This is a genomic window from Nonomuraea sp. NPDC049158 (genome assembly GCF_040648335.1).
Classification (GTDB): Bacteria; Actinomycetota; Actinomycetes; order Streptosporangiales; family Streptosporangiaceae; genus Nonomuraea.
In genome coordinates, this window is the sequence record NZ_JBEZDM010000003.1 from 594050 (window position 1) to 619701 (window position 25652).

23 protein-coding genes and 1 pseudogene are annotated in these 25652 nt (G+C 70.1%); 20 read left to right on the top strand and 4 right to left on the bottom strand.

Annotated features, from left to right (window positions below; all coding sequences use genetic code 11):
- The first annotated feature begins 357 nt into the window (after positions 1-357).
- Both AB0B61_RS10215 and AB0B61_RS10220 read left to right on the top strand, forming a co-directional pair.
- Positions 358-615 (top strand): hypothetical protein, encoded by a 258-nt coding sequence (locus AB0B61_RS10215; protein ID WP_358430362.1) that lies wholly within the window; start codon positions 358-360, stop codon positions 613-615.
- A gap of 75 nt (positions 616-690) precedes the next feature.
- On the top strand, positions 691-1419 hold the full coding sequence (locus AB0B61_RS10220; protein WP_358430364.1) for a hypothetical protein: 729 nt from the start codon (positions 691-693) through the stop codon (positions 1417-1419).
- Positions 1420-1545: 126 nt separating this feature from the next.
- Here the strand turns inward: AB0B61_RS10220 and AB0B61_RS10225 are convergent, their stop codons facing one another.
- Entirely contained in the window at positions 1546-2223 is a 678-nt protein-coding gene (locus tag AB0B61_RS10225) for a GntR family transcriptional regulator (RefSeq protein ID WP_358430366.1), read from the bottom strand.
- 97 nt (positions 2224-2320) lie between these two features.
- Between AB0B61_RS10225 and AB0B61_RS10230 the strand changes: the two genes are divergently transcribed.
- From AB0B61_RS10230 to AB0B61_RS10295, 14 genes are all read left to right on the top strand, one after another.
- Positions 2321-3172, top strand: coding sequence for an FAD binding domain-containing protein (locus tag AB0B61_RS10230; RefSeq protein WP_358430368.1), 852 nt, complete (start codon positions 2321-2323; stop codon positions 3170-3172).
- A 49-nt stretch (positions 3173-3221) separates the two neighbouring features.
- On the top strand, positions 3222-3728 hold the full coding sequence (locus tag AB0B61_RS10235) for a (2Fe-2S)-binding protein (protein WP_358430370.1): 507 nt from the start codon (positions 3222-3224) through the stop codon (positions 3726-3728).
- 49 nt (positions 3729-3777) lie between these two features.
- Positions 3778-5208 carry a molybdopterin cofactor-binding domain-containing protein gene (locus AB0B61_RS10240; RefSeq protein ID WP_358430372.1) on the top strand — a complete coding sequence of 477 codons (1431 nt, stop codon included), beginning with the start codon at positions 3778-3780 and terminating at the stop codon, positions 5206-5208.
- 2 nt (positions 5209-5210) lie between these two features.
- Entirely contained in the window at positions 5211-6224 is a 1014-nt protein-coding gene (locus AB0B61_RS10245) for a molybdopterin cofactor-binding domain-containing protein (protein WP_358430374.1), read from the top strand.
- The gene (locus tag AB0B61_RS10250) at positions 6218-6520 is read left to right on the top strand and encodes an EthD family reductase (RefSeq protein WP_358430376.1); all 303 of its coding nucleotides are present in this window, start codon (positions 6218-6220) and stop codon (positions 6518-6520) included. The genes AB0B61_RS10245 and AB0B61_RS10250 overlap by 7 nt, the downstream gene beginning before the upstream one ends.
- Positions 6517-7380: a MoxR family ATPase gene (locus AB0B61_RS10255; RefSeq protein ID WP_358430379.1), complete on the top strand. Its 864-nt coding sequence runs from the start codon at positions 6517-6519 to the stop codon at positions 7378-7380. Before AB0B61_RS10250 ends, AB0B61_RS10255 begins: the two co-directional genes overlap by 4 nt.
- A complete protein-coding gene (locus tag AB0B61_RS10260; protein ID WP_358430382.1) occupies positions 7373-8587 on the top strand; it encodes a VWA domain-containing protein in 1215 nt (404 codons plus the stop codon). The genes AB0B61_RS10255 and AB0B61_RS10260 overlap by 8 nt, the downstream gene beginning before the upstream one ends.
- 2 nt (positions 8588-8589) lie before the next feature.
- Positions 8590-9477 carry an amidohydrolase family protein gene (locus AB0B61_RS10265; RefSeq protein ID WP_358430384.1) on the top strand — a complete coding sequence of 296 codons (888 nt, stop codon included), beginning with the start codon at positions 8590-8592 and terminating at the stop codon, positions 9475-9477.
- A 99-nt stretch (positions 9478-9576) separates the two neighbouring features.
- Positions 9577-11199, top strand: coding sequence for a protein kinase (locus tag AB0B61_RS10270; RefSeq protein WP_358430386.1), 1623 nt, complete (start codon positions 9577-9579; stop codon positions 11197-11199).
- Positions 11200-11309: 110 nt separating this feature from the next.
- Positions 11310-13151, top strand: a complete 1842-nt coding sequence (locus tag AB0B61_RS10275; RefSeq protein ID WP_358430389.1) for a glycoside hydrolase family 97 catalytic domain-containing protein — start codon at positions 11310-11312, stop codon at positions 13149-13151.
- Between the two features lie 183 nt (positions 13152-13334).
- Positions 13335-13481: a twin-arginine translocation signal domain-containing protein gene (locus tag AB0B61_RS10280; RefSeq protein ID WP_358430391.1), complete on the top strand. Its 147-nt coding sequence runs from the start codon at positions 13335-13337 to the stop codon at positions 13479-13481.
- Positions 13482-13624: 143 nt separating this feature from the next.
- A complete protein-coding gene (locus AB0B61_RS10285) occupies positions 13625-14518 on the top strand; it encodes a CHRD domain-containing protein (RefSeq protein ID WP_358430394.1) in 894 nt (297 codons plus the stop codon).
- 239 nt (positions 14519-14757) lie between these two features.
- Complete coding sequence (locus AB0B61_RS10290) at positions 14758-18729, top strand: metallophosphoesterase (RefSeq protein ID WP_358430396.1); 3972 nt, start codon at positions 14758-14760, stop codon at positions 18727-18729.
- Between the two features lie 58 nt (positions 18730-18787).
- Entirely contained in the window at positions 18788-19921 is a 1134-nt protein-coding gene (locus AB0B61_RS10295; protein WP_358430398.1) for a HupE/UreJ family protein, read from the top strand.
- A gap of 25 nt (positions 19922-19946) precedes the next feature.
- Here AB0B61_RS10295 and AB0B61_RS10300 read toward each other — a convergent pair whose 3' ends face one another.
- Together AB0B61_RS10300 and AB0B61_RS10305 are read right to left on the bottom strand one after the other, a co-directional pair.
- Positions 19947-20858: a LysR family transcriptional regulator gene (locus tag AB0B61_RS10300; protein WP_358430400.1), complete on the bottom strand. Its 912-nt coding sequence runs from the start codon at positions 20856-20858 to the stop codon at positions 19947-19949.
- Between the two features lie 68 nt (positions 20859-20926).
- Positions 20927-21448, bottom strand: coding sequence for a MauE/DoxX family redox-associated membrane protein (locus AB0B61_RS10305; RefSeq protein ID WP_358430402.1), 522 nt, complete (start codon positions 21446-21448; stop codon positions 20927-20929).
- A gap of 374 nt (positions 21449-21822) precedes the next feature.
- Between AB0B61_RS10305 and AB0B61_RS10310 the strand changes: the two are divergent.
- The 4 genes and pseudogenes from AB0B61_RS10310 to AB0B61_RS10325 all read left to right on the top strand — a co-directional run.
- Positions 21823-21984 (top strand): annotated as a pseudogene (locus tag AB0B61_RS10310) (BTAD domain-containing putative transcriptional regulator); the annotation flags it as partial.
- A gap of 435 nt (positions 21985-22419) precedes the next feature.
- Positions 22420-22551: a S26 family signal peptidase gene (locus AB0B61_RS10315; protein ID WP_358430437.1), complete on the top strand. Its 132-nt coding sequence runs from the start codon at positions 22420-22422 to the stop codon at positions 22549-22551.
- Between the two features lie 178 nt (positions 22552-22729).
- Positions 22730-23626, top strand: a complete 897-nt coding sequence (locus AB0B61_RS10320; protein ID WP_358430405.1) for a hypothetical protein — start codon at positions 22730-22732, stop codon at positions 23624-23626.
- Positions 23627-23950: 324 nt separating this feature from the next.
- Positions 23951-24952: an SPFH domain-containing protein gene (locus AB0B61_RS10325; protein ID WP_358430408.1), complete on the top strand. Its 1002-nt coding sequence runs from the start codon at positions 23951-23953 to the stop codon at positions 24950-24952.
- 49 nt (positions 24953-25001) lie between these two features.
- Here AB0B61_RS10325 and AB0B61_RS10330 read toward each other — a convergent pair.
- Positions 25002-25652 (bottom strand): cytochrome P450 (locus tag AB0B61_RS10330; protein WP_358430411.1); only part of this gene is annotated, 651 nt, incomplete at its 5' end.

A 25652-nucleotide genomic window follows, 5' to 3' on the forward strand; every position in this document is an offset into this window, starting at 1 on the left:
TTTTCGAAGTATGCGGAGTAAGAGATAGGGGAGGAATTCCTGTTTCAGGAATGCGCTGTGACGTCGTTCGCGGAAATCTGTCGGTGGCATGGCGGCAGTCTTCGCCAGGGCTAGTGGTGTGGCCGTGGGAGCTTCACTGGGCTCACTGCACAAGCCCCATCCCTCCGAATCCGTGGTCACCGATGACAACCCAGCTCTCCGAGGTCACGCCCTCCGGCCAACGGCCGACTCCGACGCCCCCGTCGGTCGTGATGTCGCTCCGCAGCCTGCCCCCCCGCCCAGAGGCCGGCACTGGCCCCGGGAGACCCCGCACGCACCTATGACGCCGGCGACCTGCCGGGTTTGGAGTGTGGCGCCGTGAAGATCGAATTCGCCACCTCCGCGACATCGCGGCGGGATCTGGAAACGCTGAAGCCGGGCGCCATCATCATGGATCCCGACTCCGGCATCGACGACCCTTACCACTGGGTCGTCGAGGGGAAGCCGTGGCTCGCCGATTGGCGCAAGATCCGCCGCAAGAACCGATTCTTGGTGGCTGTGTCAACGATCGAGGACTACGCCGTCGACCCGCGCTGGACTCGAAGTCCCCTGCCCGTCCAATCCCATAGCCGGTGAGTCGCTTCTCCGCCGGCTGAGTTGCCGAACCGCCCTCCCTTGCGAGTCCATGAGCATGGGCGGCAAGCTGGGGCGGTGGACTTAAGCATCATCAGTCTGGTCGTCTCGATCGCGATCGGCGTTCCACAGATCTACCTCGCCTGGCAGCAGGTACGCCTGTCCCGGCACCAGGCGACACCCCAGCGCAGGGCCGAGAACGCGCCGCGTCACCCATCGCCTCCGGCTGCCACAGGCGCCGAGCCGACGGCCTCTCCCGGCCCCGCACAGCCACCCCACGACGCCCCCACCGAGCCCCCGCTCGCAGAGCCCCATCAGCGCCACGATCAAGAGGCCCATCGGCGCCACGATCAAGAGGCCCATCAGCGCCTCGATCCGCGGCCCAACCCGCGCCTGGATCCGCAAGTGGCGGAATCTCGCCCCGCCCCTCCGCCGCCGGACGCCCCGTCCGAGGATGCCGTGCGCGCTTTCGTCCCTGACCTGCGGGCCTACATCGCGCCGGCATCCTTGTTGATCGGGGGCTTCTTGGGCCTCTCCGCCCTCGGCTGGATCTTCGGATATGACGACCTGGCCAAGGATTACACGAGCCCCATGGAGCGCGTCCAGCTGTCCGTCAGCCTCTGGTTCATGGTCGTGGCGCTCCTGATCACCAGCTCTTCGACCGGGTTCACGGCGTACGCGTGGCACCGCGACAAGGCCGTCAACGACGACAATGAGGAACGCTTCAACCTGTACGTGGTGATGGCGGTGCTCGGCCCGACGCTCGCGCTGTGGCTGTTGATCGCCCGGCGCGCCGTGATGTTCTGACCTCTGGCGATCTGAGAAGGTCTGCCGGAACGATCACGATCGAAGACGACCCGGGCGTGCGTGCGGGAGGTTGGCGGTCAGCCTGCGGCGAAGTCGCGGGTGCGGCCGTGGGCGTCGTGCGGGTGGTCAGCCTGCGGCGGAGTCGCGGGTGCGGCCGTGGGCGTCGTGCGGGAGGTCGGCATAGTGCCACTGGTGGTCGCGGGCGTGTCGGCACGCGGTCTCCAGGTCGCCGTCCTCGATCGTGGCCAGCAGGTCGGCGTGGTCGCGGGCGATGTCGTACAGGTCGACCTCGGTGGCGACCATTGTGACCGACGTGCGCGCCTCGATCTGCAGGCCCTCCCAGGAGAGCTTGAGCAGCTCGTTGTGCGCGGCCTCGACGATGCGCCGGTGGAAGGACACGCTGGCGCGCGCCGACGCCTCGCCGTCACCGCTCTCGGCGGCGGCCCGCATCGCGGCCACGTCCGTACGCAGCGCCTCCACCGGCATGGTTCCGGCCAGCAGGGCGAGCCGGGTGGCCGTCTCCTCCAGCGCCGCCCGTACGACGTAGCTCTCCCGGAGGGTCTCCTGGACGAAGGGCCGGACGAAGGTGCCGCGGCGGGGCTGGGTCTCCACCAGCCGCATCACCTCAAGCTCGCGCAGCGCCTCGCGTACGGGCGCCTGACTGGTGCCGTAGGTCGCCGCGAGCCGGGTCTCCACCAGCCGCTCGCCGGGCCTGAACTGGCCGGACACGATCCTGCCGACCAGCGAGTCACGGATCTGCCGGGCCAGCGTGAGACGCGGCAGTTTGGAGGGCTCATCAGCCATGGAGTGATCCTACCGATTATCGATAGCCGTCTTGACTGACCATACCTCGATAATCAATTATCGATAATTACACGCCGAGGGCTGGGAGGGCCGCGACATGGTGATCCAGGCGGTGCATGTGCCGGAGTCCGCCGAGGCCGTGGTCGCCTGCTCGGCGCGGGGTGGCTGGATCATGGGCGGTGGCACCGTCGTGATGCCGCTGGTCAACAGCGGGGCCGCGCCCGCGACCGAGCTGGTCAGCCTGCGCCGGGCGGGGCTGGACGGCATCGAGGTACGCGACGGGGTGGCCAGGATCGGGGCGGCGGCCACCCTCGCCGCCGTGGGCGAGCATCCTGGGCTCGCCTTCCTGCGCCCCGCACTGCGGACGATCGCCTCTCCGACCATCCGCAACCAGGCCACCGTGGGTGGCAACCTGTTCGTCGCGCAGCCGTACGGCGACCTGGCCGTGTGCCTGCTCGCCCTCGACGCGACCTGCGAGATCGCCGGGCCGGACGGTCGGCGTGACTCGCCGGTGGCCGACGTGCTGGGCTCCGGGGTCGGCTCGGGCGAGGTCGTCGTGGCGATACGGGCTACGGTGCCGGAACCGGGCACCTGGTACTACCACAAGGCCATGCGCCGCCGCCTCAACTCGGCGGCGATCGTGACCGTCGCCTCCGTGACCCGTACCGCCGACGGCGTGGTCGCCTCGGACGGCCTGGTGACCTCCGATGGCGTGGTCACCTCCGCCACGATCGCGCTTGGCGGTGTCGCCCCGCGTCCGGTGCGCGCGGTGTCGGCCGAGCGCCTGCTGCGGGGGCGTCCGCTGACCCACGAGGTCCTCACCGAGGCGGGTGAGGCGGCCCGTGGCGACATCGACCCCTTCGATGACGCTTACGCCAGTGCGTGGTATCGCAGGCGGGTGCTGCCCGTGCATCTGCGGCGTGCGTTCATCCCTCCCGTGGTGCGGTGACCACGATGGTTTCCCAGGTGGTTCGTGACACGACAGAAAGAGGTGGACCGTGCCGTCACAGATCGTCTCGCTCGTCGTCAACGGTGAGCAGCGGGAGTTCATCGCCGCGCCCGGGGTCACGCTGCTCGCGAGTCTGCGTGAGTCGCTTGGGCTCACCGCGGCCAAACGCGGCTGCTCGCAGGGCGCATGCGGTACCTGCACCGTCCTGGTCGACGGTCGGCCCGAGGTCGCGTGCCTGGTCGCGGTGGAGACCGTCGCCGGTCGCGAGGTCCGCACGCTGGAGGGAGTCGCCGCCGGTGGGGAACTGGACGAGGTGCAGAGCGCCTTCGTCGACTGCTTCGCCACCCAGTGCGGCTTCTGTACGGCCGGCATGATCATGGTTGCCGAGGCGCTGCTCGAACGGGATCCCGATCCGAGTGAGGAGGACGTCGTGGAGGCGATCTCGGGCAACGTCTGCCGGTGCACCGGCTACCGGCCCATCGTGATCGCCATCCTGGAGGCGGCCAGGCGTCGGCGCGCCCAGCCCCAGCAAAAGGAGGAGGCGGTGGCGCGATGACCTATCGGCTCGCCCCTACCGAGACGAGCACGGAGGAGGCGGTGGCGCGATGACGGATCGGCTCGCCCCCACGTACCGGCTCGCTCCCATCGACACCAGCACGTTCGCCGACGAGCGGGCCGCCGCGCGCACAGGGGTGGACGGCGGTGGCGACTTCACCGTGATCGGCTCGGTGGTCCAGCGGTCCGACGCGCGTGGGCACGTCACCGGGCGTACCGAGTTCTTCGAGGACGTGGCCCCGGCGCGGCTCGCCCACCTCAAGATGCACCGCTCGTCACGGCACCACGCCAGGATCCTGGACGTGGACCTGAGCGAGTCCCTGGCCGTGCAAGGTGTCCTGCGGATCCTCACCCACGCCGACATCCCGAACAACCTCTACACCCCGCTCAAGCTGATCGGCGTCGGACCCGACGACGAGCCCATCCTGGCCGTGGACAAGGTGCGTTACCTCGGCGAGCCCATCTGCGCCGTGATCGCCGAGACCGAGGCGGCCGCGCTGGAGGGGGCGGCCAGGATCAGGGTCGTCTACGAGGACCTGCCGCCGGTCTTCGACGTCGAGGAGGCGTTGAAGGAGGGCGCGCCGCTGGTCAACGAGTACCACGGGCAGAACCACTTCATCTACGAGGGCCACCACTGCCGGCGGATCCGGTTCGGCGACGTGGAGGCGGCGTTCGCGCGGGCCGATCACGTCTTCGAGTGGCGCTACCAGTCCGCGCCGATCGAGCAGGCACCCACCGAGACCACCGGCTGCGTCGTGGTGCCGCAGGCCGACGGGCGGCTGCGCATCCACTCCGACACCCAGGCGTGCTTCTTCACCCTGGACAACACCGCGCTGATCCTGGAGACGCCGTTCAACAAGTTACGCATCGTCGGCGGCACGGTCGGCGGCGGCTTCGGCGGCAAGGTGGACGTGGTGGTCGAGCCGGTCGCGTGCGTGGCCGCGATGGCGACCGACCGGCCGGTCAAGTTCGTGTACGACCGGGCCGAGGAGATGCAGGTCTCCTCGCCGCGCGCGGCCGAGCGCATCTACATCAAGGACGCGGTGATGGCCGACGGCCGGATCATCGGCCGCAAGGTCACGCTGTACGTCGACGCCGGCGCGTACGCCCGCCACACCCCGTACGGCACCACCAAGGCCGCCGCGCACCTGCCCGGCCCCTACTCGATCCCGAACGTGTGGGCCGACTGCCACTGCGTCTTCACCAACCGCACCCCCTCCAGCGCCATGCGCGGGTTCGGCGTGACCATCGCCGACTTCGCGCTGGAGTCGCAGATGGACCGGATCGCCCGCGCGCTGGACCTGGACCCGCTGCGGCTGCGCCTGCTCAACGCCTACCGCGACGGGGATCTCAAGGCCCACCGCAAGGTCGCCGAGGGTACGGCCCTGGTCGAGGTGATCCAGAAGGCGGCGGAGATGGCCGGGCACGAACTGCCCGAGGCGTACCGCCGCATGTCCTCCACGACCCGAGAGGGGCTGTAGCGATGGCGCTGCTGCGCGGGCGCGGATACGCGTCGGTCAACTACCCGACCGGGATGAACCTGGGCGGCGACCCCTCGCAGGCGCTGATCCACGCCACGACCACGGGCACGTTCGTGATCTCGCTGTCCTCGGTGGACCTGGGCCAGGGCATCAAGACGATCGCCGCCCAGTGCGCCGCCGAGACGCTCGGCCTGCCGATCGGGAACGTCCTCGTCGACACCGCCGACACCGACACCGGCCCGCACTGCATGGGTACCTTCGCCAGCCGCGGCACCCACCGCGTCGGCAACGCCGTCATCATGGCCGCCGCCGAGGCGCGCGGCGTGATGCTGGAGGTGGCCGCCGAGGAGCTGGAGGTGGACGCCGCCGACCTGGAGACCGACGGCAGCGGCTTCATCCGGCTCAAGGGCGCGGAGGAGAAGCGCATCCACATCACCGACCTGGCGCTGGCCGCGCACTTCAAGCACGGGCGGACGATCTCCGGTCGCGGCATCTACCTCAAGGAGCCGAGCGCGCCGGTGCCCGAGACGGGGGAGATGGACCCCGACTCCTGCCAGGCGCACGCGTGTACGGCCGCCGTCGTCGAGGTCGACGACGAGACCGGGGTGGTGGAGGTGCTGGAGCTGTACAACGCGTACGAGATCGGCCGGGCGCTCAATCCGGCCATGGCGACGCAGCAGGTGGAGGGCGGGGCGTGGATGGGCGTGTCGCATGCCCTGTTCGAGACCACCGAGCCCTACTACCCGTCGCGCGACCACGGCCCGCGCGACTTCGCCGGGTATCTGATGCCCGGCCCCGCCGACATTCCCGTACAGCACAGCCTGTTCCTTGAGCGCCCCGCCGGAAACGGCCCGTACGGCGCGAAGGGGATCGGCGAGATGACGGCGAACGCCCCGATCCCGGCCATCGCGAACGCGATCTTCGACGCCTGCGGCGTGCGCCTGGAGTCGATGCCGTTCACCCCCGAACGCGTCCTGCGCGGGCTGGACGCCCTGAAAGTGGAGGAATCATGCTGAAAGTAGTCTCCTTGCTCAAGCGGGCCGAGGGCCTGTCCCACGAGGAGTTCGCCAAGTGGGTGGTGGAGGACCACGTCGAGTTCGCCAAGAGGCTGCCCGGCCTGCGCAAGTACACGGTCAGCGTCACCACCGGCGACGGCGGGGCGTACGACTCGGTGAACGAGCTGTACTTCGACGACGAGGACGCCCGCGCCGCCGCGTTCGGCTCCGCGGACGGCAAGGCGGCCGCGGCCGACGCCGCCGCGCACACCTCCCAGCGCGTCCACCTGCTGACCACCGAGCACGCCCAGTTGTGACCCTCTGGCGCGAGGGCGAGCTGGCCGCCGCGCTGGAGGGCGCGGGCTACTTCGCCGACGAGGGGCTGTGCACGGCCATCCACCTGGCGTTGCGGCTGGGCCGGCCGCTCCTGCTGGAGGGCGAGCCGGGCGTCGGCAAGACCGAGGTGGCCGCGGTGCTCTCGCGCGTCACCGGCCTGGACCTGATCCGCCTGCAGTGCTTCGAGGGGCTGGACTCCGGCCAGGCGTTGTACGAGTGGGACTATCCCAAGCAGCTGCTCCAGGTCCGGATGGCCGAGAGCCGTGGCCAGGACGTCGGTGACCTGTACCGCGAGGAGTTCCTGCTGCGCCGGCCGCTGCTGCGCGCCGTACAGGCCGAGCACGGCGCGGTGCTGCTGATCGACGAGATCGACCGGGCCGACAGCGAGTTCGAGGCGTTCCTGCTGGAGTTCCTGGGCGACTTCCAGATCACGATCCCGGAGCTGGGCACGGTACGGGCGGGTACGCCGCCGATCGTGGTGCTGACCTCCAACCGCACGCGCGAGCTGCACGACGCGCTCAAGCGGCGCTGCCTCTACCACTGGATCGCCTTCCCCGAGCCGGACCGCGAGCGGGCGATCCTGCGCGCGGCCGTTCCCGGGCTCGAGGAGCGGGCGGCGGAGGGACTCGTACGGGCGGTGCAGCGCGTACGCCGGCTGCCGCTGCTCAAGCGGCCCGGCATCGCCGAGTCGGTGGAGTGGGCGCGCGGCGCGCTGGCGCTGGCCGACGGCGGCAGCCCGTGGCCCGTGGCGCTGCGCCGGGCACTCGGCCTGCTGATCAAGGACGAGGAGGACACCCGGCTGCTCCTCGCGCACGCGGAGGAGGTCTTCGACGATGCCTGACCCGGTGGCCGCCGGTGGCGGAACTCGCCGACAGCGAGACGCCGCCGCCGCGCTCGCCGCGGACCACCTGTGGGGGTTCCTGACCGCGCTGCGCGGCGTGGGCGTGCCCGCCGCGCCGACCAAGCGCGCGGACCTGCTGCGGGCGATCGCCGAGTCGCCGCCGCCCGACCTGACCACGCTGTACTGGTACGCCCGGATCACCCTGCTCCAGGATGTCGGCGACCTGCCCGCCTTCGACCGGGTCTTCGACGCCTGGTTCCGGCAGGGCGGCCCCGCCGGGGAAGACCCGCCGCCCGAAGGCGACGACGGCGAGGCGCCGTCCCCCGGCGGACCCGGCGAGGACGACCCACCCCGTGAGGTACGGCCGGGCGACGGCATCGATGCCAGCACCCTGAGCACCTACGGAACCCGCGAGTTCGGCCGGACCGGCGAGGGGCGGCACGCGCTCATGCGCACGCTCGAAGCCGCCTGGCCCGCCGTACTCCCCGCCACGCCGTCACGGCGGCGCCGCCCGGCCCGGTCGGGGGACCGGCTGGACGTGCGGCACGCGTGGCGGCGCGCCCATCGCCACGACGGGGAGATCATCGAGCTGCGCCGCCTCGCCCGCCCGCCGCGTCCGCGCCGCCTGCTGATCCTGGTCGACGTCTCCGGCTCGCTGCGGCTGCACACCCCGGACCTGCTCCGCGTCGCGCACACCGCGCTGCGCGCGGCGCCGGCCCGTACCGAGGTGTTCACCTTCGGCACCCGGCTCACCCGGATCACCGCCGCGCTGTCGCACCCGCACGCCGACCAGGCGCTGCGGGCTGTGTCGGGGCTGGTCACGGACGCGGACGGCGGCACGGCGATCGGCGCGGCGCTGGCGCGGTTCCTGGGCAACCCGCGCTTCGCGGCGCTCGCCCGAGGCGCGCTCGTGATCGTGCTGTCCGACGGGCTCGAACGCGGCGACTGCACCCCCATGGTGCGCGCCACGGCCCGGCTGTCGCGGCTCGGCCACCGGCTCGTCTGGTGGTCCCCGCTGGCCTGCTCGCCGACCTACCGCCCCGCCACGCGCGCCATGGCCGCCCAGCTCCCGAGCCTGGACCACCTCGGCGGCGTACGCGATCTGCCCACCGCATTGGCGGAGGTACGCCGCCTGCCCGCCGTCCTGTCCGGCCCCCGCCATACCGCGGCGCGGCGCTGGTCCACCCTGCGACCCCTGGGAGCCTAGTTTTGGCTGGAATCGTGGACGCGCACCACCACATCTGGCGGGCCGCCGACCTGCCCTGGCTCCAGGGGGAGATGGTCCCGCGCATCTTCGGCCCGTATGAGCCGATCCGCCGCGACTACCCCGCCTCCGAGTACGCCGGGGAGGCCACCGCCTGCGGCATCACCTCGGCGGTCTATGTCCAGACCAACTGGCCGCTCGACTGCTCCGTGGACGAGGTGCGGTGGCTGCGCGACGTACACGCCGAGACCGGCTGGCCCACCGCCGTGGTGGGTTCGGCCGACCTGTTCGACGAAGGCGCGGTCGGCATCCTGCGCAGGCAGGCGGCCGTCACCCCGCTCGTGCGCGGCACCCGGCTGCAACTGCACTGGCACGAACGGCCGGAGTTCCGCTTCGCCGCCGCTCCCGACCGCATGAAGGACCCCGTCTTCCGGCGCAACATAGGCGCGCTCGCCGACCTGGGCTGGCTGTTCGAGCTCCAGGTGTTCCCCGCCCAGATGGCCGACGCCGCGGCCCTCGTGTCTGACTTTCCGGACGTGACATTTGTGCTGGTCCACGCCGGAATGCTGGTCGACGCCGAGCCGACGGCCGTCGCGGAGTGGACCCGTGGCCTGAGGCTGCTGGCCGAGCGGCCGAATGTCGTGGTGAAGCTCACCGGCCAGGGCACCTTCGTGCACCGCGTGGACCGGTCGTTGATCGAGCTGGTGGTGGCTACGTGCCTGGAGCTGTTCGGCTCCGGTCGCTGTATGTGGGGCAGCAACTTCCCGATCGAGAAGCTCTGGACCGACCTGCCCACCCTGGTTTCTACGTGGCAGGACGTGCTCTCGGGCCGATCCGCCGAGGAGATCCGGGACGTGTTCGCCGCGACGGCCACCCGCGTCTACCGCCTCTGACGGCCTGGGGTGGAGATCGCGTAACGTACCTGAAAATCGGGATCTATCCCGTTAAGGTGCATGGGGTCCGTTCCGGCCGTCACAGGAGTCACCCCACTCATGCCGAATGCCGAACCGCCGCGCCCCGGCGACCCCGAGGCGATCGCGGCCTACCGGATCATCGGGCGTCTCGGCGAGGGCGGCCAGGGCATCGTCTACCTCGGTCAGGCTCCGAACGGGCGGCCGGTGGCCGTCAAGGTGCTGCGGCAGTCCCTCGGCGGCGACGACCGCTTCGCCAAGGAGATCGCCGCGGCCCGGCGCGTGGAGCCGTTCTGCGTCGCCCAGGTGCTCGACGCGTCGATGGGCGGACGTCCGTACATCGTCAGCGAGTACGTCGAAGGCCCCTCCCTGCAGCAGGCCGGCCGCCATGTCGGCGGCGACCTGCAGCGCCTGGCCGTCAGCACGGCCACCGCGCTGACCGCCATCCACCAGGCGGGCATCGTGCACCGCGACTTCAAGCCCGCGAACGTCCTGCTCGGACGGGACGGGCCGCGCGTCGTCGACTTCGGCCTCGCCCGCGTCGCCGACTCCGCCGTCACCGTCACCAGCAGCGTCGTCGGGACGCCCGCGTACATGGCCCCCGAGCAGCTCGCCGGCGCGCATGTCGGCCCGGCGGCGGACGTCTTCGCCTGGGCCTCGGTCATGGTGTACGCGGCGACGGGCACGCCGCCGTTCGGCGAGGATTCGCTGCCCGCGGTCATCAACCGCATCCTGAACCAGGAGCCGTTCCTGGGCGACCTGCCGGAGCCGCTGCGCTCGGTCGTGTACGCCTGCCTGGCCAAGGACCCGGCCGCCCGCCCACAGATGCGGGACGTCCTGCTGCGCCTGCTCGGCGGGGCCAACAGCGCCGGAAACCAGCACATGCCGCCGGCGGCTCAGTACGCCCCACCCACGCCGGGGCATGTTCCGGCAGGTGGCGGTCAGCGTCCCGCGCGGCCGCGTCGTCGCTTTCCGCTGGTCGCGGTCGTCTCCGGAGTGGTCGCCGTGTGTCTGGCGGCCGGCGTCGTCGTCTGGAAAGGCCCGCTGAACGGGGGCGCCGCTCTATCGGCTCTGGCCGCGAACTCCAGCGAGCCGTCCCCCTCTGTCACCACGACCAAGCACAAAAAGACCGCCGCGCCCAAGAAAACGCAGACCTCACCGATCACTCCCAAGCCCACGCACTCGCGCTCCACCAACAAGCCCACGCACACGCCCTCCAGCCCCGAGCCGTCGCCGGAGCGCACGCCCGTCCGCTCTACCCCCAAGAACACGCCCAAGAACACGCCGAGGCCTACGAGCACGCCTACGAACAAGCCCACGAGCACGGCGACGAAGAAACCGGCGACAACCCGCCCGTCGCCGACCGCGACCAAGAAGACCAAGACCGCCTCCTTCAGCCTCGCCTACGTGCGGGTCGCCGGCTCGTCGAAGATCAACGACGCGGGGATCACCTGCTACAGGGGCTCGTTGGGCTTCGGCGTCGGCATTGACTCCTCCGAAATGGGAGCCCTGTTCTCCTACCAGTGGCTCGTCGACGGCCAGGTGATCGAGAGCGGCTCCAGGCGGATCCCGTCCTACGGCCGAAGCGACTATTTCGGGTCGAAGAAGCAGATCACCCCCGAGCTCGGGTCCAAGCACACGGTCGTCTTCCGGCTCACCTCGCCGACACAGCGCACCGAGTCGACCTCGTGGACCATGTGCTGACCCACGGCCCCCAAGGTCCCCCAGGCCTCGCGGCTGGACAATTCAATTCTTGAGGAAGTTAATTACCAGTACAATCGGTTGCACACCCCAGCCCTCTCGGGAGGCACCAGTTGCACTGGGTTATCACCGGCACACTGCTGGCCGGATTGCTCACCGTTCCCACCGCCACCGCCCCTACCGACACCTGGACCGTCAAGGCCCCCACAGGCGGCCCCGTCGCCACCGTCCACCTCGACGCGCAAGGCCGCCCGTCCGTGGCCGTGTCTCGCGACGGCGCGACCGTACTCGAACCCAGCCCGCTCGGCGTCACCACGGAACAGGCCGACCTCACCACCGGCCTGAGCCTGACCGGCCGCTCCGGCCGCGTGGTCGTCGAGAAGTACACCACCACCGCCGGCAAGCGCCTCAATCGCCTGTCCGTGATGAACGAGACCCGCTTCCGCTTCGCTCGCGGAGACTCCAAGCTCGACCTGGTCGTCAGGGCCGCCCGCGACGGCGTCGCCTACCGCTACGAGCTGTCCGGCGCGGGCGCCGTCCTCGGTGAGGCGTCGGCGTTCGCCGTCCCCGCCGGGTCCACCGCCTGGCTGGCCGGATATCGCCGCGACTACGAGAACCCGTTCATCCAGTACGCCGACGTCCCCCCGGCCGAATACCAGATGCCCGCCCTGTTCGGGGTCGGCCGCAACCACCTCCTGCTGGCCGAGTCGGCGCTGAACGGCTCCTACACCGGCCCCCGCCTGGTGCGCGACCAGGACACCTACAAGATCGCCCTCTGGGACGCGCGGGTCCCCTACGACCACGGTCTGACCACGCCCTGGCGGGTCATGGTCACGGGCGACCTCGCGACCGTCACCGAGTCCACCCTCGTCGACGACCTCGCCCCCGGATCCCAGGTCGCCGACACCTCGTGGATCAAGCCGGGCAAGGTGCTGTGGAGCTGGCTGGCCGGTGGCCGGAGCGTGCAGCAGAGCCTTGAGCGGCAGAAGGAGTTCGTCGACTACGCCGCCCAGCACCGCTGGCCGTACGTGCTGGTGGACGCCGGCTGGTATGACGACCCGGTCACCGGCGAGCGGGCCTGGACGGATCGGACGGCCGAATTCAGCTGGATACCCGAGCTCGTCGAGTACGGCAAGGCTCGCGGGGTCAGCATCATGACCTGGCTGCGATTCTCCGACTTCGACACCCACGACAAGCGCGTCCAGCGCTTCGGGCTGCTGCGTCAATGGGGTGTCAAGGGTGTCAAGCTGGACTTCATCGACTCCGAGGCGCAGGAGCGCCTGCAGTGGTACGACGGGACGCTGCGTGACCTGGCCGACAACCAGCTCATGGTCAACTTCCACGGCTCGACCGTGCCCAAGGGGATCAACCGCACGTGGCCCCAGGTGATGAGCATGGAAGGAGTGCACGGCGCGGAGAAGTCGTCGAACCTGACCACCAGCCACCTGGCGGCCCTGCCGTACACCAGGAACGAGATCGGCTCGATGGACTACACGCCGATGGCCTTCCAGCGCCCCGGCCGGCCCACCTCCGACGCGCACGAGCTGGCGCTGTCGGTGGTGTTCGAGTCGGGGCTGGAGAACCTGGCCGGGTCGCTGGAGGCCTACCGGGCGCGGCCCGAGGCCGAACGCTTCCTCGACCAGGTGCCCACGGTGTGGGACGAGACGCGGCTGCTGTCCGGGAAGCCGGCCGACCACACGGTGATGGCCCGGCGCAGCGGCGACCGCTGGTTCATCGGCGCCGGAGTCTCCGGGGTGGCCCGGACGCTGCAGGTGCCGACGGCCTTCCTACGGGGGCGGTGGCTGGTCGAGGTGACCGGGGACGGCACCGACGGGCTCGTCCGTGAGACGCACGTGGTGCAGGGCGGCACGCTGCCGGTGGAGGTCAAGGCGGAGGGCGGGTTCGCCGCCATCGCCTGCCGCTGGCGCCCCGGCCTGACGACCTGCGCCCGCTGAGGATGCAGCGGTCAGGGACGTGGGCACCCGAGCCCGCGTCCCTGACCGACCCTTCAACGGCCCGGCAAGCGGTTGCATAAGCAAGGAACTCGGATCTTTACAGAGCCTTGACCGTACTCAACGCCCGAAATACCGTCATTGGTGCCTAACACCTCCGATCTCTTCACGACGAGAGGGCATCCTATGGATCGGCGAGACCTGTTGAAGGCCGGGGGTGTCCTGGCCGGGAGTGCGCTGATGGCCGGCGGCTTACCCGGACCGGCGTCGGCGGCACGGGCGGTGAACTTCCGGGTGATGACGGCCGCGACCGGCGTGGCGGGCCTGGCCTGAGCCGGTCGTCCAAGCGGGCGAGGATCGGCAGGTCAGCACCACTGCGCCACATATCGCCGAGAATGCGCATTTATCAGCAGTTGAACCCCACAAGGGAGGCAGCCGTACCAGGCCGAGAGAGAACGGAAAGGGTAATCATGAACATGCGCACCCTCATTGTCCCCGGCCTTGCTGCCTCCCTCGTACTGATCGCCTCCTCGCTCAGCCCGATTTCCGCACAAGCGACCACCCCCGTTTACCTGGCCGCCTCGCTCAAAGGCGCGAACGAAGTGCCCGCCCAGGGCATGAAGGTAGGTGACGTGGACGGGAGCGCGCTCGCCGTGTTCCGGATCCATGGCAACCGGGTCGACTACGCCGTCCGGTGGAGCCAAGTGGACGCGCCCAGCGGGTTCCACATCCACCGTGGCGAGGCCGGTGAGAACGGCGACGTCAGGGTCCCGTTCTTCGGCGAGGCACTGCCCGCCACGTTCCACGCCGTCAAGGGCACGGTCCAGGTGCAGGACGGCGCGCTGCTCAGCCGCATCGTCAGCCACCCCGGCAAGTGGTACGCCAACCTGCACAACGCCGAGTTCGGCGGCGGCGCCGTACGGGCTCAGCTGTACCGGATCCGCCCGGTGGAGCTGGAGTCGGTGCTGTCGCACGGGTTCGGCGCCACGCTCACCACGCGGGCCGACGGGCATCAGGAGATACCGGCGCCCGGCATGAAGGTCGGCGACCGCGACGGGCGCGCCGGGTGGCTGGTGCAGCCGGAGGGCAACCGGGTGTGGTTCGCCGCCGCGTGGGCGGGGGTCGGGCCACCGGTCGGCGCGCACATCCACCGCGCCCCGAAGGGCAAGAACGGGCCGGTCGTGGTGCCCTTCTTCGCCGCCGAGAAGGGCCTGCCCGCCAGCGTCAACGGCATCGCGGGCAGCACGACCACCTCTACCGCTGTGGCCCGCCGCATCTGGAAGAAGCCGAAGAACTGGTACGCCAACCTGCACACCGCCGCGTTCCCGGGCGGCGCGGTACGCGGCCAGCTCTACAAGGGCGACTGGTAAGCCGTCCGACCCCTGCAAGGCAAGGGCTCACGCGCCGTGCGAGCACGGCGCGTGAGCCATGTAGAGACGGGTGATCGACCAGGTCATGGCCGACGGCGGTGGCAGCGAGCACGCACAGTTCTTCTTCCCGTCAGTCTCTCCATGCACAGCGTTCACACGTGCGCTCCAACGTGTCCGCTTGAGGGCAACCGGCCTGGCCGGTTGTCCGTGTGAGCATGCAAGTGAAGGGACTGCGCCTGATGCGGCCAGCAGCAAGACATTTATTCGGCGGCGTACGGAGCCGGGGGCGCCTGGCCGCCGTCGGCACGGCCGTGGCGCTACTCGTGAGCAGCCTCGTGACGGCGGCGTACGCCGACCCTGGGCCGGCGGACGCGGATCGGGGACGGCCGACCCCGACCCCGACGCCGACCACTTCCCAGAGCCCTCCGACGCTCACTCCCATCAGCGGGTCCTACCTTGAGGGCAAGGTGAAGGTCGTGGCAGCCCCGGTCGCGGCCGGGGACAGCGTCACGAAACTCGCCATCGACGGCGGGGCGGTCAACGCCACCAAGACCGTGGGCGTCTCGAAGCTCCGCTTCGACGTGGGCACGAACTCCACGGAGGCGCAGTACCACAGCTACGTCCTCGTCAACGGCGCGCACCGCACCGACATCGGCGACTACGTCAACGAGCGGGCCACCATCGACATCCCCAACGAGCAGCTCGTCAAGGGCGAGAACACCGTGGAGATCGTCGTCGGCACCGTCCAGTCCTCCTGCGGCGTCAACTACGACGACTTCGTGCTGTCCGACGTGGGCCTCGAACTGCTCGGCGAGGTCGCGGACGGCGAGGACAACCCGTACACCCTGTCCTTCGGCGACGGCAGCTGCGGCACGAACACCTCGCTGCTGAAGCGGGCCACGCTCAAGTTCTTCGTCCAGGCCGACCCGCAGGGCACCACTGGTCTCACGGCGGAGGTGGACACGACGACGCTGACCAACGGCGAGCACGCCATCACCGCCACGACCGCGGCCGGGGCGAGCGTCAAGAACACCGTGACCGTGAACAACGCTCCGGCCGGCGCGCCGCGGCTGATGCCCACGGACGGCACGCTCGTGGCGGGCACCAAGCCGGTCTTCGCGAACGTCCCGGCCACCGCCGAGGGCGGCGTCAAGTCGCTCACCGTCGACGGCGCCGAGCCCGTCACGAAGGCGACGCTCGGCAACGGCGCCGCGAAGCTCAGTTTCGACGTGGGCGCGGACTCGATCGACGACAAGTACGACAACTTCCTGCTCGTCAACGGCAAGCGCGTCGACCTGGGCGGCTCCTGGGTGAACCAGCGGGTGACCGTCGCGGTCCCGGCCAGGTTCCTGGTCTCCGGCGACAACACGATCAAGCTCGTCACCGGCGACTACAAGGAGACCTGCGGCAACGGTCGCGACGACTTCACGATCACCAACCTGGACCTCGCCCTGGCCGGGGCCACCGTCAAGGGCCAGGACATCAAGTCGTCGTACGAGATGGGCGACGGCACCTGCGGCAGCAACCAGGCCGCCCTGCGCGAGGCCGAGCTGCGCTACACGATCGACGCCCCGGCGGCGCACGTCGTCGAGACGCTCGGCTCGGGCGACGCGACCCTCAGCTTCAACGTGGGCACCAACTCGATCGAGGCGCGCTACCAGAATTACCTGCTCGTCAACGGCCAGAAGGTCGTGCTCGACGGCGACTTCGTCAGCCGCCGGGTCGATTTCACGATCCCGAACGAGTTCCTGGTGCCCGGCTGGAACACCATCGACTTCGTGGCCGGCACCTTCCCGACCTCGTGCGGCAACAACCGCGACGACTTCGCGATCTCGAACATCGCCCTCACCCCGGCGGGTGGCACGGCGACCGGTCAGATGATCAAGACCTCGTACGGCATGGGCGACGGCAACTGCGGCGACAACGTGAACCCGCTGACCGAGATCGACCTGGAGTTCCTTGTTGACGCCCAGGCCCGCGGCCTGCGCGCCGACCTCGACACCGCGGCCATCAAGGACGGCAAGCACACGCTGGAGGCCATCTCGGCCGCGGGCAAGGCCGCCACGCGCCTGCTGGTCACGGACAACTCGGCGCCGAAGGTCGCCAAGAGCGTCCCGGCCGCGAACGAGAAGATCACCGCCTCGGTGATCCTGGACGTCAAGCTCGAGGACGCCTCGGCGGTGGTGTCCGGGCCGGACGTCAAGCTCGACGGCCAGCCGATCGAACTGGGCGCCAAGGTGGGGCCCGGTCTTCGAGCCGGCAAGCACACGCTGGCCGTGACCGGCGCCGACGGTCTCGGCAACACCGCGGTCCGCGAGGTCGTCTTCGAGTCCGCGGGCATCCCGGACGTCCCCGCCGAGCTGACCCCGGCTCTGGGCACCGTCGACGTGTCGGACCCCGTCAAGCTTTCGGCGAAGGTCGCGGAGCCTGATGGCGGCAAGCTGACGGCGACGTTCTCGGAGGCCAAGATCCTGGCTCCGGAGCAGGCGTACCAGGGCACGACCCTGACCGTTCCCACGACCTTGCAGGTTCCGGGGGAGAAGCGCGTCAGGACGGACGGGCTCGACCCGGCCGACGGCAAGACGCTCGACGCGCCCACCGGCCGGGACATCACGTACCAGCGGTTCGACGTCAAGGTGGAGGGGCACGTCGACTCGCCGGTCCTGCGGTGGGAGGGCGCCATCGACCCCGAGCGCCTGGTCGCGCTGCGGGTGTGGAACACCAAGGCCAAGACGTGGGATCTGCTGACGAGCGCCCGTGGCGCCGCCACGGGCAAGACCGCGCTCACGGCCGTCGTCGACACCAAGTACATCGACAGGCGGCAGGTCCACGTCATGGTGACGGGTGAGGACCCGTTCGCCGACGATGTCGAGCCCGGCGACCCGAACGGCTTCGCCGACCCCGCCACGTACGACTTCTCGATGGTCCATTACACCGACACCCAGTACATCTCCGAGGGCGCGGTCGAGCAGGAGACGCCCGAGGAGCGCGCGGTGTGGGAGCGCGCCTACTCCGGCGTCGTCGACTGGATCAAGGCGAACAAGGACCAGCGCAAGATCTCGTACGTCGCGCACACCGGCGACATCATCGAGAACAACATCCGCAAGCCCGCCGACGAGGCCACGCAGAAGCAGATCGCGGGCGAGTTCGAGGTGTCGTCGAAGCAGCAGCGCGTGCTGGACGAGGCGAACATCCCCAACGGCGTGATCGCCGGCAACCACGACAACCAGTCGGGCACCGAGGACGGGCCGGAGGCGATCTACAACAAGTACTACGGCCCCAACCGGTACCAGGACGCCTCACAGGGCTGGCAGCACGCCAAGTACGGCGGCCCGTGGAAGGAAGGCGACAACCAGAACCACTACGACCTGTTCTCCGCCGGCGGGCTGGACTTCGTGGTGGTCGGCCTGTCGTACGGCGTGACGAGGGACGAGGCCGAGTGGGCCGACTCCATCTTCAAGAAGTTCCCGGGCCGTAACGGCATCCTGCTCTCCCACGACTACCTCGTGCCGAGCACCAACCCCGACGGGCGCGGCGCCGGATTCTCCGCGCCCGACGGCTCGATGCTGTACAAGACCGTGGTCGAGAAGAACCCGAACGTCTTCCTGATCCTCGCCGGTCACGAGCACGGCGTGGGCACCAACGTGAAGCCGAAGGTGGGCCAGGTCGGCAACGGCGTCGTCGAGCTGCTGGCGGACTACCAGTTCTACACGGTCTCGGCCGACCGTCTCGGGCTCACCGAGATCGGCGGGTACAAGCCGGACGACCAGCTCCAGTTCGGCGCGAGCTTCTTCCGGCTGCTGTCGTTCAACGTCAAGCGGGCGGAGCTGAGCGTGGACACCTACTCGCCGCTGCTCAACGACTTCGGCGCCACCGAGTTCGATCCGCTGCGCCGTTACAACGGCAAGGAGGACAACATGGTGCTGCCGGTCGATCTCACCTCTCGTACGACGAGCTTCCAGACCGACTCCCTGGCGCTCTACAAGCCCAGCCGGATCATCGGCAAGAGCACGGTGACGTCCGGCGAGGTGGCCTCGGTCACCTGGGACCGGCTCAAGGACGACACGGCCTACGCCTGGTTCGTCACGGCACGCTCCGCTGGAGGCGGCGTGACCGCGTCCGAGCCGAGCGTCTTCGTCACGAAGGACAAGGACGGCCGTCCGGGCAAGTGGGGGCCTGACTCGCCCCTCTATCACTGGTTCAACCGCTGATCCATCCGCCGCCCCGGACCTGGTCCGGGGCGGCATCCCCCTCTTGGAGACACGAGACATGCCCCATATGCGGCGGCTGGCCACCCTCCTCCTCGCCGTCGTCCTCGGCGGCGTGCTGGCCGGCCTGGCGCGTCCCGCCCCGGCGGCGGCGCACGACGTCACGACGACCGCCCAGGCCGAGGTGACCGGGACAGGGGCGAACGTCAAGGTCGTGCTCGACCTCGAGTACGACCTGCTCATGAAGTCGGCCTGGCTCTACGCGGAGGCCTACGAGGCCAAGGAACGGGCCGAGCAGCTCCGCCAGCTCACGATCAACCGCGACGCCGTGACCACGTACGTCACGCGCCGCTTCGCCGTGGCGTACGAGGACAAGCCGTGCGCGCCCACGCAGGTGGGCGCGGCGGACATACGCCTGCGCGACAAGGTGGCCTTCGCCGTGCTGACCTACGCCTACGCCTGCCAGGGCGACGGCGGGGGAGCGCACGCGATCTCCAGCGCGCTGTTCCCCGACGCCGAGAGCTTCGTCCACAGTACGAAGACCATGGTCCGCTACGACGTCGACGGCGAGAAGGGCTCCGCCGTCCTGGCCGCGGCCAACCCGACGCTGAAGGTCGGCGAGCATCCGGCGCCGAACCAGATCGGGGAGTTCTTCCTGCTCGGCGCCGAGCATCTGCTGTTCGGCCTCGACCACGTCCTCTTCCTGCTCGCGCTGCTCATCGGCGCGCGCCGCCTGCGGGACGTCGTCATCACGGCCTCCGCCTTCACCGCCGCCCACAGCATCACGTTCCTCCTGGCGGCGATGGGGGTGGTGGACGTTCCCGGTCAGATCGTCGAGCCGATCATCGCGGGGTCGATCATCGTCGTGGCCCTCGCCAACCTCCTGGGCCGGGGCGAAGACCGGCTGGGCCGGTGGCGGCTGCCCATCGTGTTCGCCTTCGGCCTGGTGCACGGGCTCGGCTTCGCGGGCGCGCTGGACATCGACCAGAGCGGATCGTGGGAGCTGCTCCTGTCGCTGCTGAGCTTCAATCTCGGTATCGAGGCCGCGCAGCTCGCGATCGTCGCCGTGCTGTTCCCACTGCTGGTGCTGCTGCGCCGCACGCCCGCCGCCCGCTGGGGCGTGGTCGCGTTGTCGGTCCCCATCGTGGCGGTCAGCCTGTACTGGTTCGTCGATCGCATCCCGCTGCCCCTCTGACCGGGCACCGGCTCGGCCGGGGCGATCAGAGGATGGTGAGCGGGTCGGTGGCGCGCTCGCGCAGGGTCGTGATGACGCTCGCGAGCGGGCCGCCGCGCTCCGCCGCGCCCGCCGGCCAGACCACGCCCAGCCGGAAGTGCAGGTCCGGGTCGTCCAGCGGCACGAGGACGAGCCCGGACTCGGCCAGGACGCGGCCCGCGATCGTGCTGGGCGTTATCAGGGACAGAGCGCGCGAGTGGGTGATGTGCGCGGCGATCTGCACGACGTCGCTGTGCGGCATCTCCCGGATCCGGGTGACCCCGCCCTCGCGCAGGTGGTCGCGCAGCCCCTTCATCACCAGCGGGTGCACCTTGAACGAGGTGAGCAGCATCTGCCGGTCGGCCAGGTCGCCGAGCGTGAGCCGGGCCCGGCCGGCCAGCGGGTCGTCGGCCCGCATGGCGATGGCGAAGCTGTATTCGGCGAGGGCCAGGCTCTCGAGGCCGGGAGCGTCCACGGGCAGGTGGACGACGGCGATGTCCAGCCGGTGCGCCGCCAGCAGGGCGAGCAGCCCCGCCGATGGCTCCAGGCTCACCGGCAGCTCGATCCCGGGGCTCACCCGCGCGAACGTCTCCAGCACCAGGTCCAGGACCTGGGTGGGGGCGAGCGGCGTGGCCCCCACCCGTACGGCCGGGGCGACGGCGACGGGCCCGGCCGCGAGGTCCGCCAGCGCGTCGAAGCGGGCCAGCACGTCGCGGGCCGGCTCCAGGAACGCCCGCCCGAAGGCGGTCAGCTCGACCTGGTGGTAACCGCGGTCGAACAGGTCCTTGCCGAGCTCCTTCTCCAGCTCCCTGATGCGGCGGCTGAGCGGGGACGACGTCACGTGCAGCCGTTCGGCGGCGCGCCCGAAGTGGAGCTCACCGGCCACGGCCACGAAGTAACGGAGCTGCTGGATGTCCATCCCGCTCAGGGTAGCGACGGCCCCCGGCGATCAGTCGCCCGCGGCCCGGGATCGTGCGCTAACGATGATCACGACGGCGCCAGCAACGAGACGAGATCGTCCCATCGGGCGAACAGCAGCCCCAGAGTGGCGCCGAACACGCCGACCACCACGCTGAGCGCCGGGTCGAAGGAACCGCTCACCAGCGACCCCGCCAGCCCGAGCAGGGCGATCACGACGAGCACGACGTTGCGCACCACGTGTTCTACGCCCAAGGGCGTCTGGGTGGGGCCGAAGCAGCGGCAGGCCACCGTCTTCCCCTTCCGGACGACCAGCGCGACGGCGACGGTCAGACACCCGAGCAGCCCGGCCGCGAGGACGAACGACGCCGATCCGGCCCAGCGAAGGGGAACCGCGGCCAGCACGATGACCCCGCCCTCGGCCACCACCGTGGCGACCGCCGCCGGGACCTTCACGCCGCCGACCAGTCCCATCGCGCCGACCGAGGCGACGAACTCGTCCCAGGCCCGGCGGCTGGAGACCTTGCCCACCAGCGCGAGCGTGAACATCGTGAGCAGCAGCAGTCTGCTGGCCACGTCGACGTACTGCATGATCACAAGGTAGCCACGGGCGAGCGGATCCAGCAAGTGGGGCCTCGTTACGCTCGGAGATTCACGAGCAGGGAGTAGACCGTCGTGCTGATTCGGTTGCTCGGACCCGTCGAGGTGGAGCGTTCGGCCAGACCCGCCCCGTACGGCCGCCGCAGGTCGCGCTCGCACTCGCCGCGCTCGCGTGGGAGGTCGGCCGGGTCGTGGCCGTCGAGAGGCTCCTCGCCCGGGTCTGGGGCGAGCAGGTTCCGCCCGGCGCGCGGCGCACCCTCTACACCGTCATCACCCGCATCCGCCGCGACGTACTGGCCGGCGGTGGCGCCGTCGTCCAGCGGCCCGGCGGCTACCTGCTCGACGTGGACGAGTCCGCGGTGGACGTGTCGCGCTTCCGGAGCCTCGCCTATCAGGCGATGGCCGAGCCGGATCCGGCGCCGCTGCTGGGCGAGGCGCTCGCGCTGTGGCGCGGCGACCCGCTGACCGGGCTGCCCGGCGAATGGGCTGAGCGCGCCCGTCACCGGCTGCGCGACGAGCGCAAGGCGACCATGCTGCGGTTTCTCGGGACGAGGTCGACCCGAACTATCGGGACGAGGTCCGCCCGACGGGAGCGGCGCGTTGATCGGCGTGCTCGCCGGCGTCGCCGTGGTGGTGCTCGGCGTCCTGTGGCTGCGCAGGCGGTATGTGGTGGTGACCGTTCATGGGGAGAGCATGCTGCCGACGTATCGGCCGGGCGAGCGCCTGGTCGTCCGGCGGGCGTCACCCCGTTCACTGCGTACGGGGCAGGTCGTGGTGCTCGCCGGAGTGCCGAGAGGGCCGCTCGGCGGAGGGGCGGGAGGGCGGCTCGCCGGTGTGAGAGGGTCGCGCGCTGGAGCGGTGAGAGGGTCGCGCGCTGGATCGTCAAGCGCGTCGCGGCCGTCCCGGGCGACCCGATACCCAGGGAGACGGTGCCCGCGCTGCGGACCGCGCCGGGTACCCGCGTGCCCGCCGGCCATCTGGTCGTGCTGGGGGACAACGCGGACCGTTCATACGACTCTCGCCGTTCCGGATATATGACGACGGACCGCTTGCTCGGCGTGGTGCTCCGCAAGGTCGGTCAGTCGCCTCGCTGATTCGCGGTCGCTATTGAATACGCGAAGAATAGGCCGGATATTTCTGGCCGAAAAGCGGCCCATCTTTTGATCGGCCCCGGTCGTTTCGCCATTGTGGCAAAAAGCGGTCACCAGCCTTGTTAGGTCGCTTGCGCGGGCGCACAGTCAAGGCATCGCCTACTGGAATGGAGCGCCATTTATGGACAGAACGGTCGCACCACAACGCCGCGCGAAAAACCTCGTGCGACGTCTCTTCTCCGCCGGTATCGCCATGTTCGTCGTGGCCTTCCTCGTCGCGCCGCCCGCGCAGGCACTGGCCCTGCCGACGCCGAATGCATTCGTGACGAACCTCGACCTGGAATGCTTCAAGACCACCCCGTACCAACCGCCGGCCATCACCCTGAAGCTGCGGCACCTCAACCCCGTACTCGCCAATCAGCCGAACCTGCAAGTCACGCTCGGACAGCGCGAGCAGCTGTGCGTCCCGGTGGCCAAGAACAGCGTGATCCCACCGCCGGGCGTCCTCGATTTCATCAGGTTCGTCGACCTGTCGTGCTACCGGGTCACCGGCCCCTCGCTCAACCTGAGCCTGGCGCTGCGCCACCTCAACCCGGTGCTGCAGAACGTACCGGGCATCGGAGTCGTTCTGAACGTGCCTGAGCATCTGTGCGTCCCGGTCTCCAAGAACGGCGTGGTGCCCTCCTCGGACGTCCTGCGGCTCATCTCCCACATCGACCTGCTGTGCTACGCCCACACCCCGAACCCGGCCATGAACGTCGGCCTCACCCTCACCCAGCTCAACCCGGTGCTGACCAACCAGATCCCGACCTCGGACGCCCGGGTCGCCGCCGCCCGCCAGCTCTGCGTGCCGGTGCAGAAGTCCGGTGACGCCATCCCGGCGGACGTGATGAACATCGTGCGCTGGGTCGACCTGGAGAAGTTCGACATCACCGCCTCGACCATCACGCCGGTGCCGCTAACCCTGAAGCACCTCAACCCGGTGCTGGCCAACCTGCCGGCCGAGGACGCCAGGCTGACCGCCGCCATGCAGCTGGCTGTACCGGTCTCCAAGAACGGAATGATCCCGCCGAACTGAGCCATCGATGACGCCCGGGGAGAGCGACGACCGCGCGCCGTCACTTTCCTCGGGCGCGGCCTTATCATCGCCGGGTGGTCGAAGTGCGAGAGATCACGTACGCGTCGCCCCGCGCGCCGCCTCTGAGAGGTTGCTGGAGCCGGTGCTGAGGTGGCTGCTGCGGTGGGCGATCCGTGCCGACATCCGCCGCCTGACCGACCTGCTCCACGTCGACCCGCAGGCGGGCTCGTCCTGAGCTTGTCCACGGCGTTGACCAGGACTTGACGCCTTCCTTGCCTGACAGGTGCGTCCCCGGATCTAGCCTTGAGCTGGAAGGGGCACGCCATGATCATCAATATCGTGCTCGGGCTGATCGTCCTGTTGACGGTCTGGGTGGCCGTCAGCGCCATCAGGGTCGTCAACCAGGTGGAGCGCGGTGTGGTCTTCCGCTTCGGCAGGGCTCAGCGGGAGGTCCGCCCGCCAGGGATCACCTTCCTCATTCCGGTCGCGGATCGGATGAAGAAGGTGAACATACAGATTGTCACGATGCCGGTGCCCACGCAGGAGGGCATCACCCGTGACAACGTCTCCGTTCAGGTCGACGCCGTCGCCTATTTCCGCGTCGTGGAGCCGCTGCGGGCGGCCATCGCGGTGCAGGACTATCTGTTCGCGATCGAGCAGGTGGCGCAGACCTCACTGCGCTCGATCATCGGCAAGAGCGATCTGGACGACCTGCTGTCCAACCGCGAGCAGCTGAACAAGGGCCTCGCGCTGATGATCGACAGCCCTGCGCTCGGCTGGGGCATCCACATCGACCGCGTGGAGATCAAGGATGTCCATCTGCCCGAGGGCATGAAGCGACCGATCGCCCGCCAGGCCGAGGCCGAGCGAGAACGCAGGGCCAGGGTGATCACCGCGGACGGAGAGTTCCAGGCGGCGCGGAAGCTGTCCGACGCCGCGGCCATCATGACCGAGGCGCCTGGCGCGCTTCAGCTGCGGCTGCTGCAGACCGTGGTGGAGGTGGCGGCCGAGAAGACCTCCACACTGGTCATGCCACTGCCTGTGGAGCTACTGCGCTTCTTCGAACGCTCCGCGAGGAGTGCGCCGACCGTGGACACTGCCAGCGCGCCGGAACAGCCGGCTGTGGACGCCGGCAGTTCGCCGGAGCGGCCGGCTGTGGACGCTGCCAGTGTGCCGGAGCAGCCGACCATAGACGTCGCCGGTTCGCCGGAACGGCAGGCCGAAGAGCAACCGGCCATGACGGACTCCACCACGCCCGAGCTGGCTCCGCCAGGGCCGTCCGTCGACCGCTCCGCCGCGAAGAACGGGGCCTCACGCGCCACATAGACACATAGGCATATAGACCAGGACGCAAGCATTCGAGCGGACTTAATCGTCAAGGCTCAGGGCCGGTCGGGCGGGATTCGGCGGGCAGGCCGGTCGGGAGGAACGCGGCGCGCAGGCCCGCCGGTGCGAGGCGTCCGCAGAATTCGGGTTCCGCGGCGTCCGCGTTCGGCGCGTGTACGTGAAAACGCTGGGCGATACGGGACGTGGCGAGGGTGAGCTGACGCATCGCCGCCGCCTGGCCAAGACAGTAGCGAGGCCCGGCGCCGAACGGTATGTAGGTCCCGGGCGCCGGGCGGGCGGTGTCCCATCGAGACGGATCGAACTCGTCCGGGTGAGGCCACCAGCGCGGGTCGCGATGGATCAGGTACGGCGTGGTCAGCACCTCGTCTCCCGGCCGCAACCGCCACTCGCCGAGCGCGACCGCGGTGCGCGCGACCCTGGTCATCATCCACGCCGGGGGAGTCAGCCGGAGAGTCTCTTTGACCACCGCCTCGGCCAGCGGAAGACGGCCCACCGGGCATCCGGCCCCGGCCAGTGGGACATGGGCGCGCGGGCATTCGGCCTCCGCCGACGCGCCCGCCTCCGCCGACGCGCCCGCCTCCGCCGACGCGCCCGCCTCCGCCGACGCGCCTGCCCCCTCCGACGCGGGAGCCACCCCCCCGCCGCCGGCGGCCAGACCCGCGCCGACCGCGAGCACGCC

Coding starts and splice junctions, on each gene's coding strand:
- AB0B61_RS10325 (WP_358430408.1), top strand. CDS start 23,951: ATGATCATCAATATCGTGCTCGGGCTGATCGTCCTGTTGACGGTCTGG.
- AB0B61_RS10290 (WP_358430396.1), top strand. CDS start 14,758: ATGCGGCCAGCAGCAAGACATTTATTCGGCGGCGTACGGAGCCGGGGG.
- AB0B61_RS10250 (WP_358430376.1), top strand. CDS start 6,218: ATGCTGAAAGTAGTCTCCTTGCTCAAGCGGGCCGAGGGCCTGTCCCAC.
- AB0B61_RS10225 (WP_358430366.1), bottom strand. CDS start 2,223: ATGGCTGATGAGCCCTCCAAACTGCCGCGTCTCACGCTGGCCCGGCAG.
- AB0B61_RS10260 (WP_358430382.1), top strand. CDS start 7,373: ATGCCTGACCCGGTGGCCGCCGGTGGCGGAACTCGCCGACAGCGAGAC.
- AB0B61_RS10320 (WP_358430405.1), top strand. CDS start 22,730: ATGGACAGAACGGTCGCACCACAACGCCGCGCGAAAAACCTCGTGCGA.
- AB0B61_RS10270 (WP_358430386.1), top strand. CDS start 9,577: ATGCCGAATGCCGAACCGCCGCGCCCCGGCGACCCCGAGGCGATCGCG.
- AB0B61_RS10300 (WP_358430400.1), bottom strand. CDS start 20,858: ATGGACATCCAGCAGCTCCGTTACTTCGTGGCCGTGGCCGGTGAGCTC.
- AB0B61_RS10230 (WP_358430368.1), top strand. CDS start 2,321: ATGGTGATCCAGGCGGTGCATGTGCCGGAGTCCGCCGAGGCCGTGGTC.
- AB0B61_RS10285 (WP_358430394.1), top strand. CDS start 13,625: ATGCGCACCCTCATTGTCCCCGGCCTTGCTGCCTCCCTCGTACTGATC.
- AB0B61_RS10240 (WP_358430372.1), top strand. CDS start 3,778: ATGACGGATCGGCTCGCCCCCACGTACCGGCTCGCTCCCATCGACACC.
- AB0B61_RS10305 (WP_358430402.1), bottom strand. CDS start 21,448: ATGCAGTACGTCGACGTGGCCAGCAGACTGCTGCTGCTCACGATGTTC.
- AB0B61_RS10245 (WP_358430374.1), top strand. CDS start 5,211: ATGGCGCTGCTGCGCGGGCGCGGATACGCGTCGGTCAACTACCCGACC.
- AB0B61_RS10295 (WP_358430398.1), top strand. CDS start 18,788: ATGCCCCATATGCGGCGGCTGGCCACCCTCCTCCTCGCCGTCGTCCTC.
- AB0B61_RS10280 (WP_358430391.1), top strand. CDS start 13,335: ATGGATCGGCGAGACCTGTTGAAGGCCGGGGGTGTCCTGGCCGGGAGT.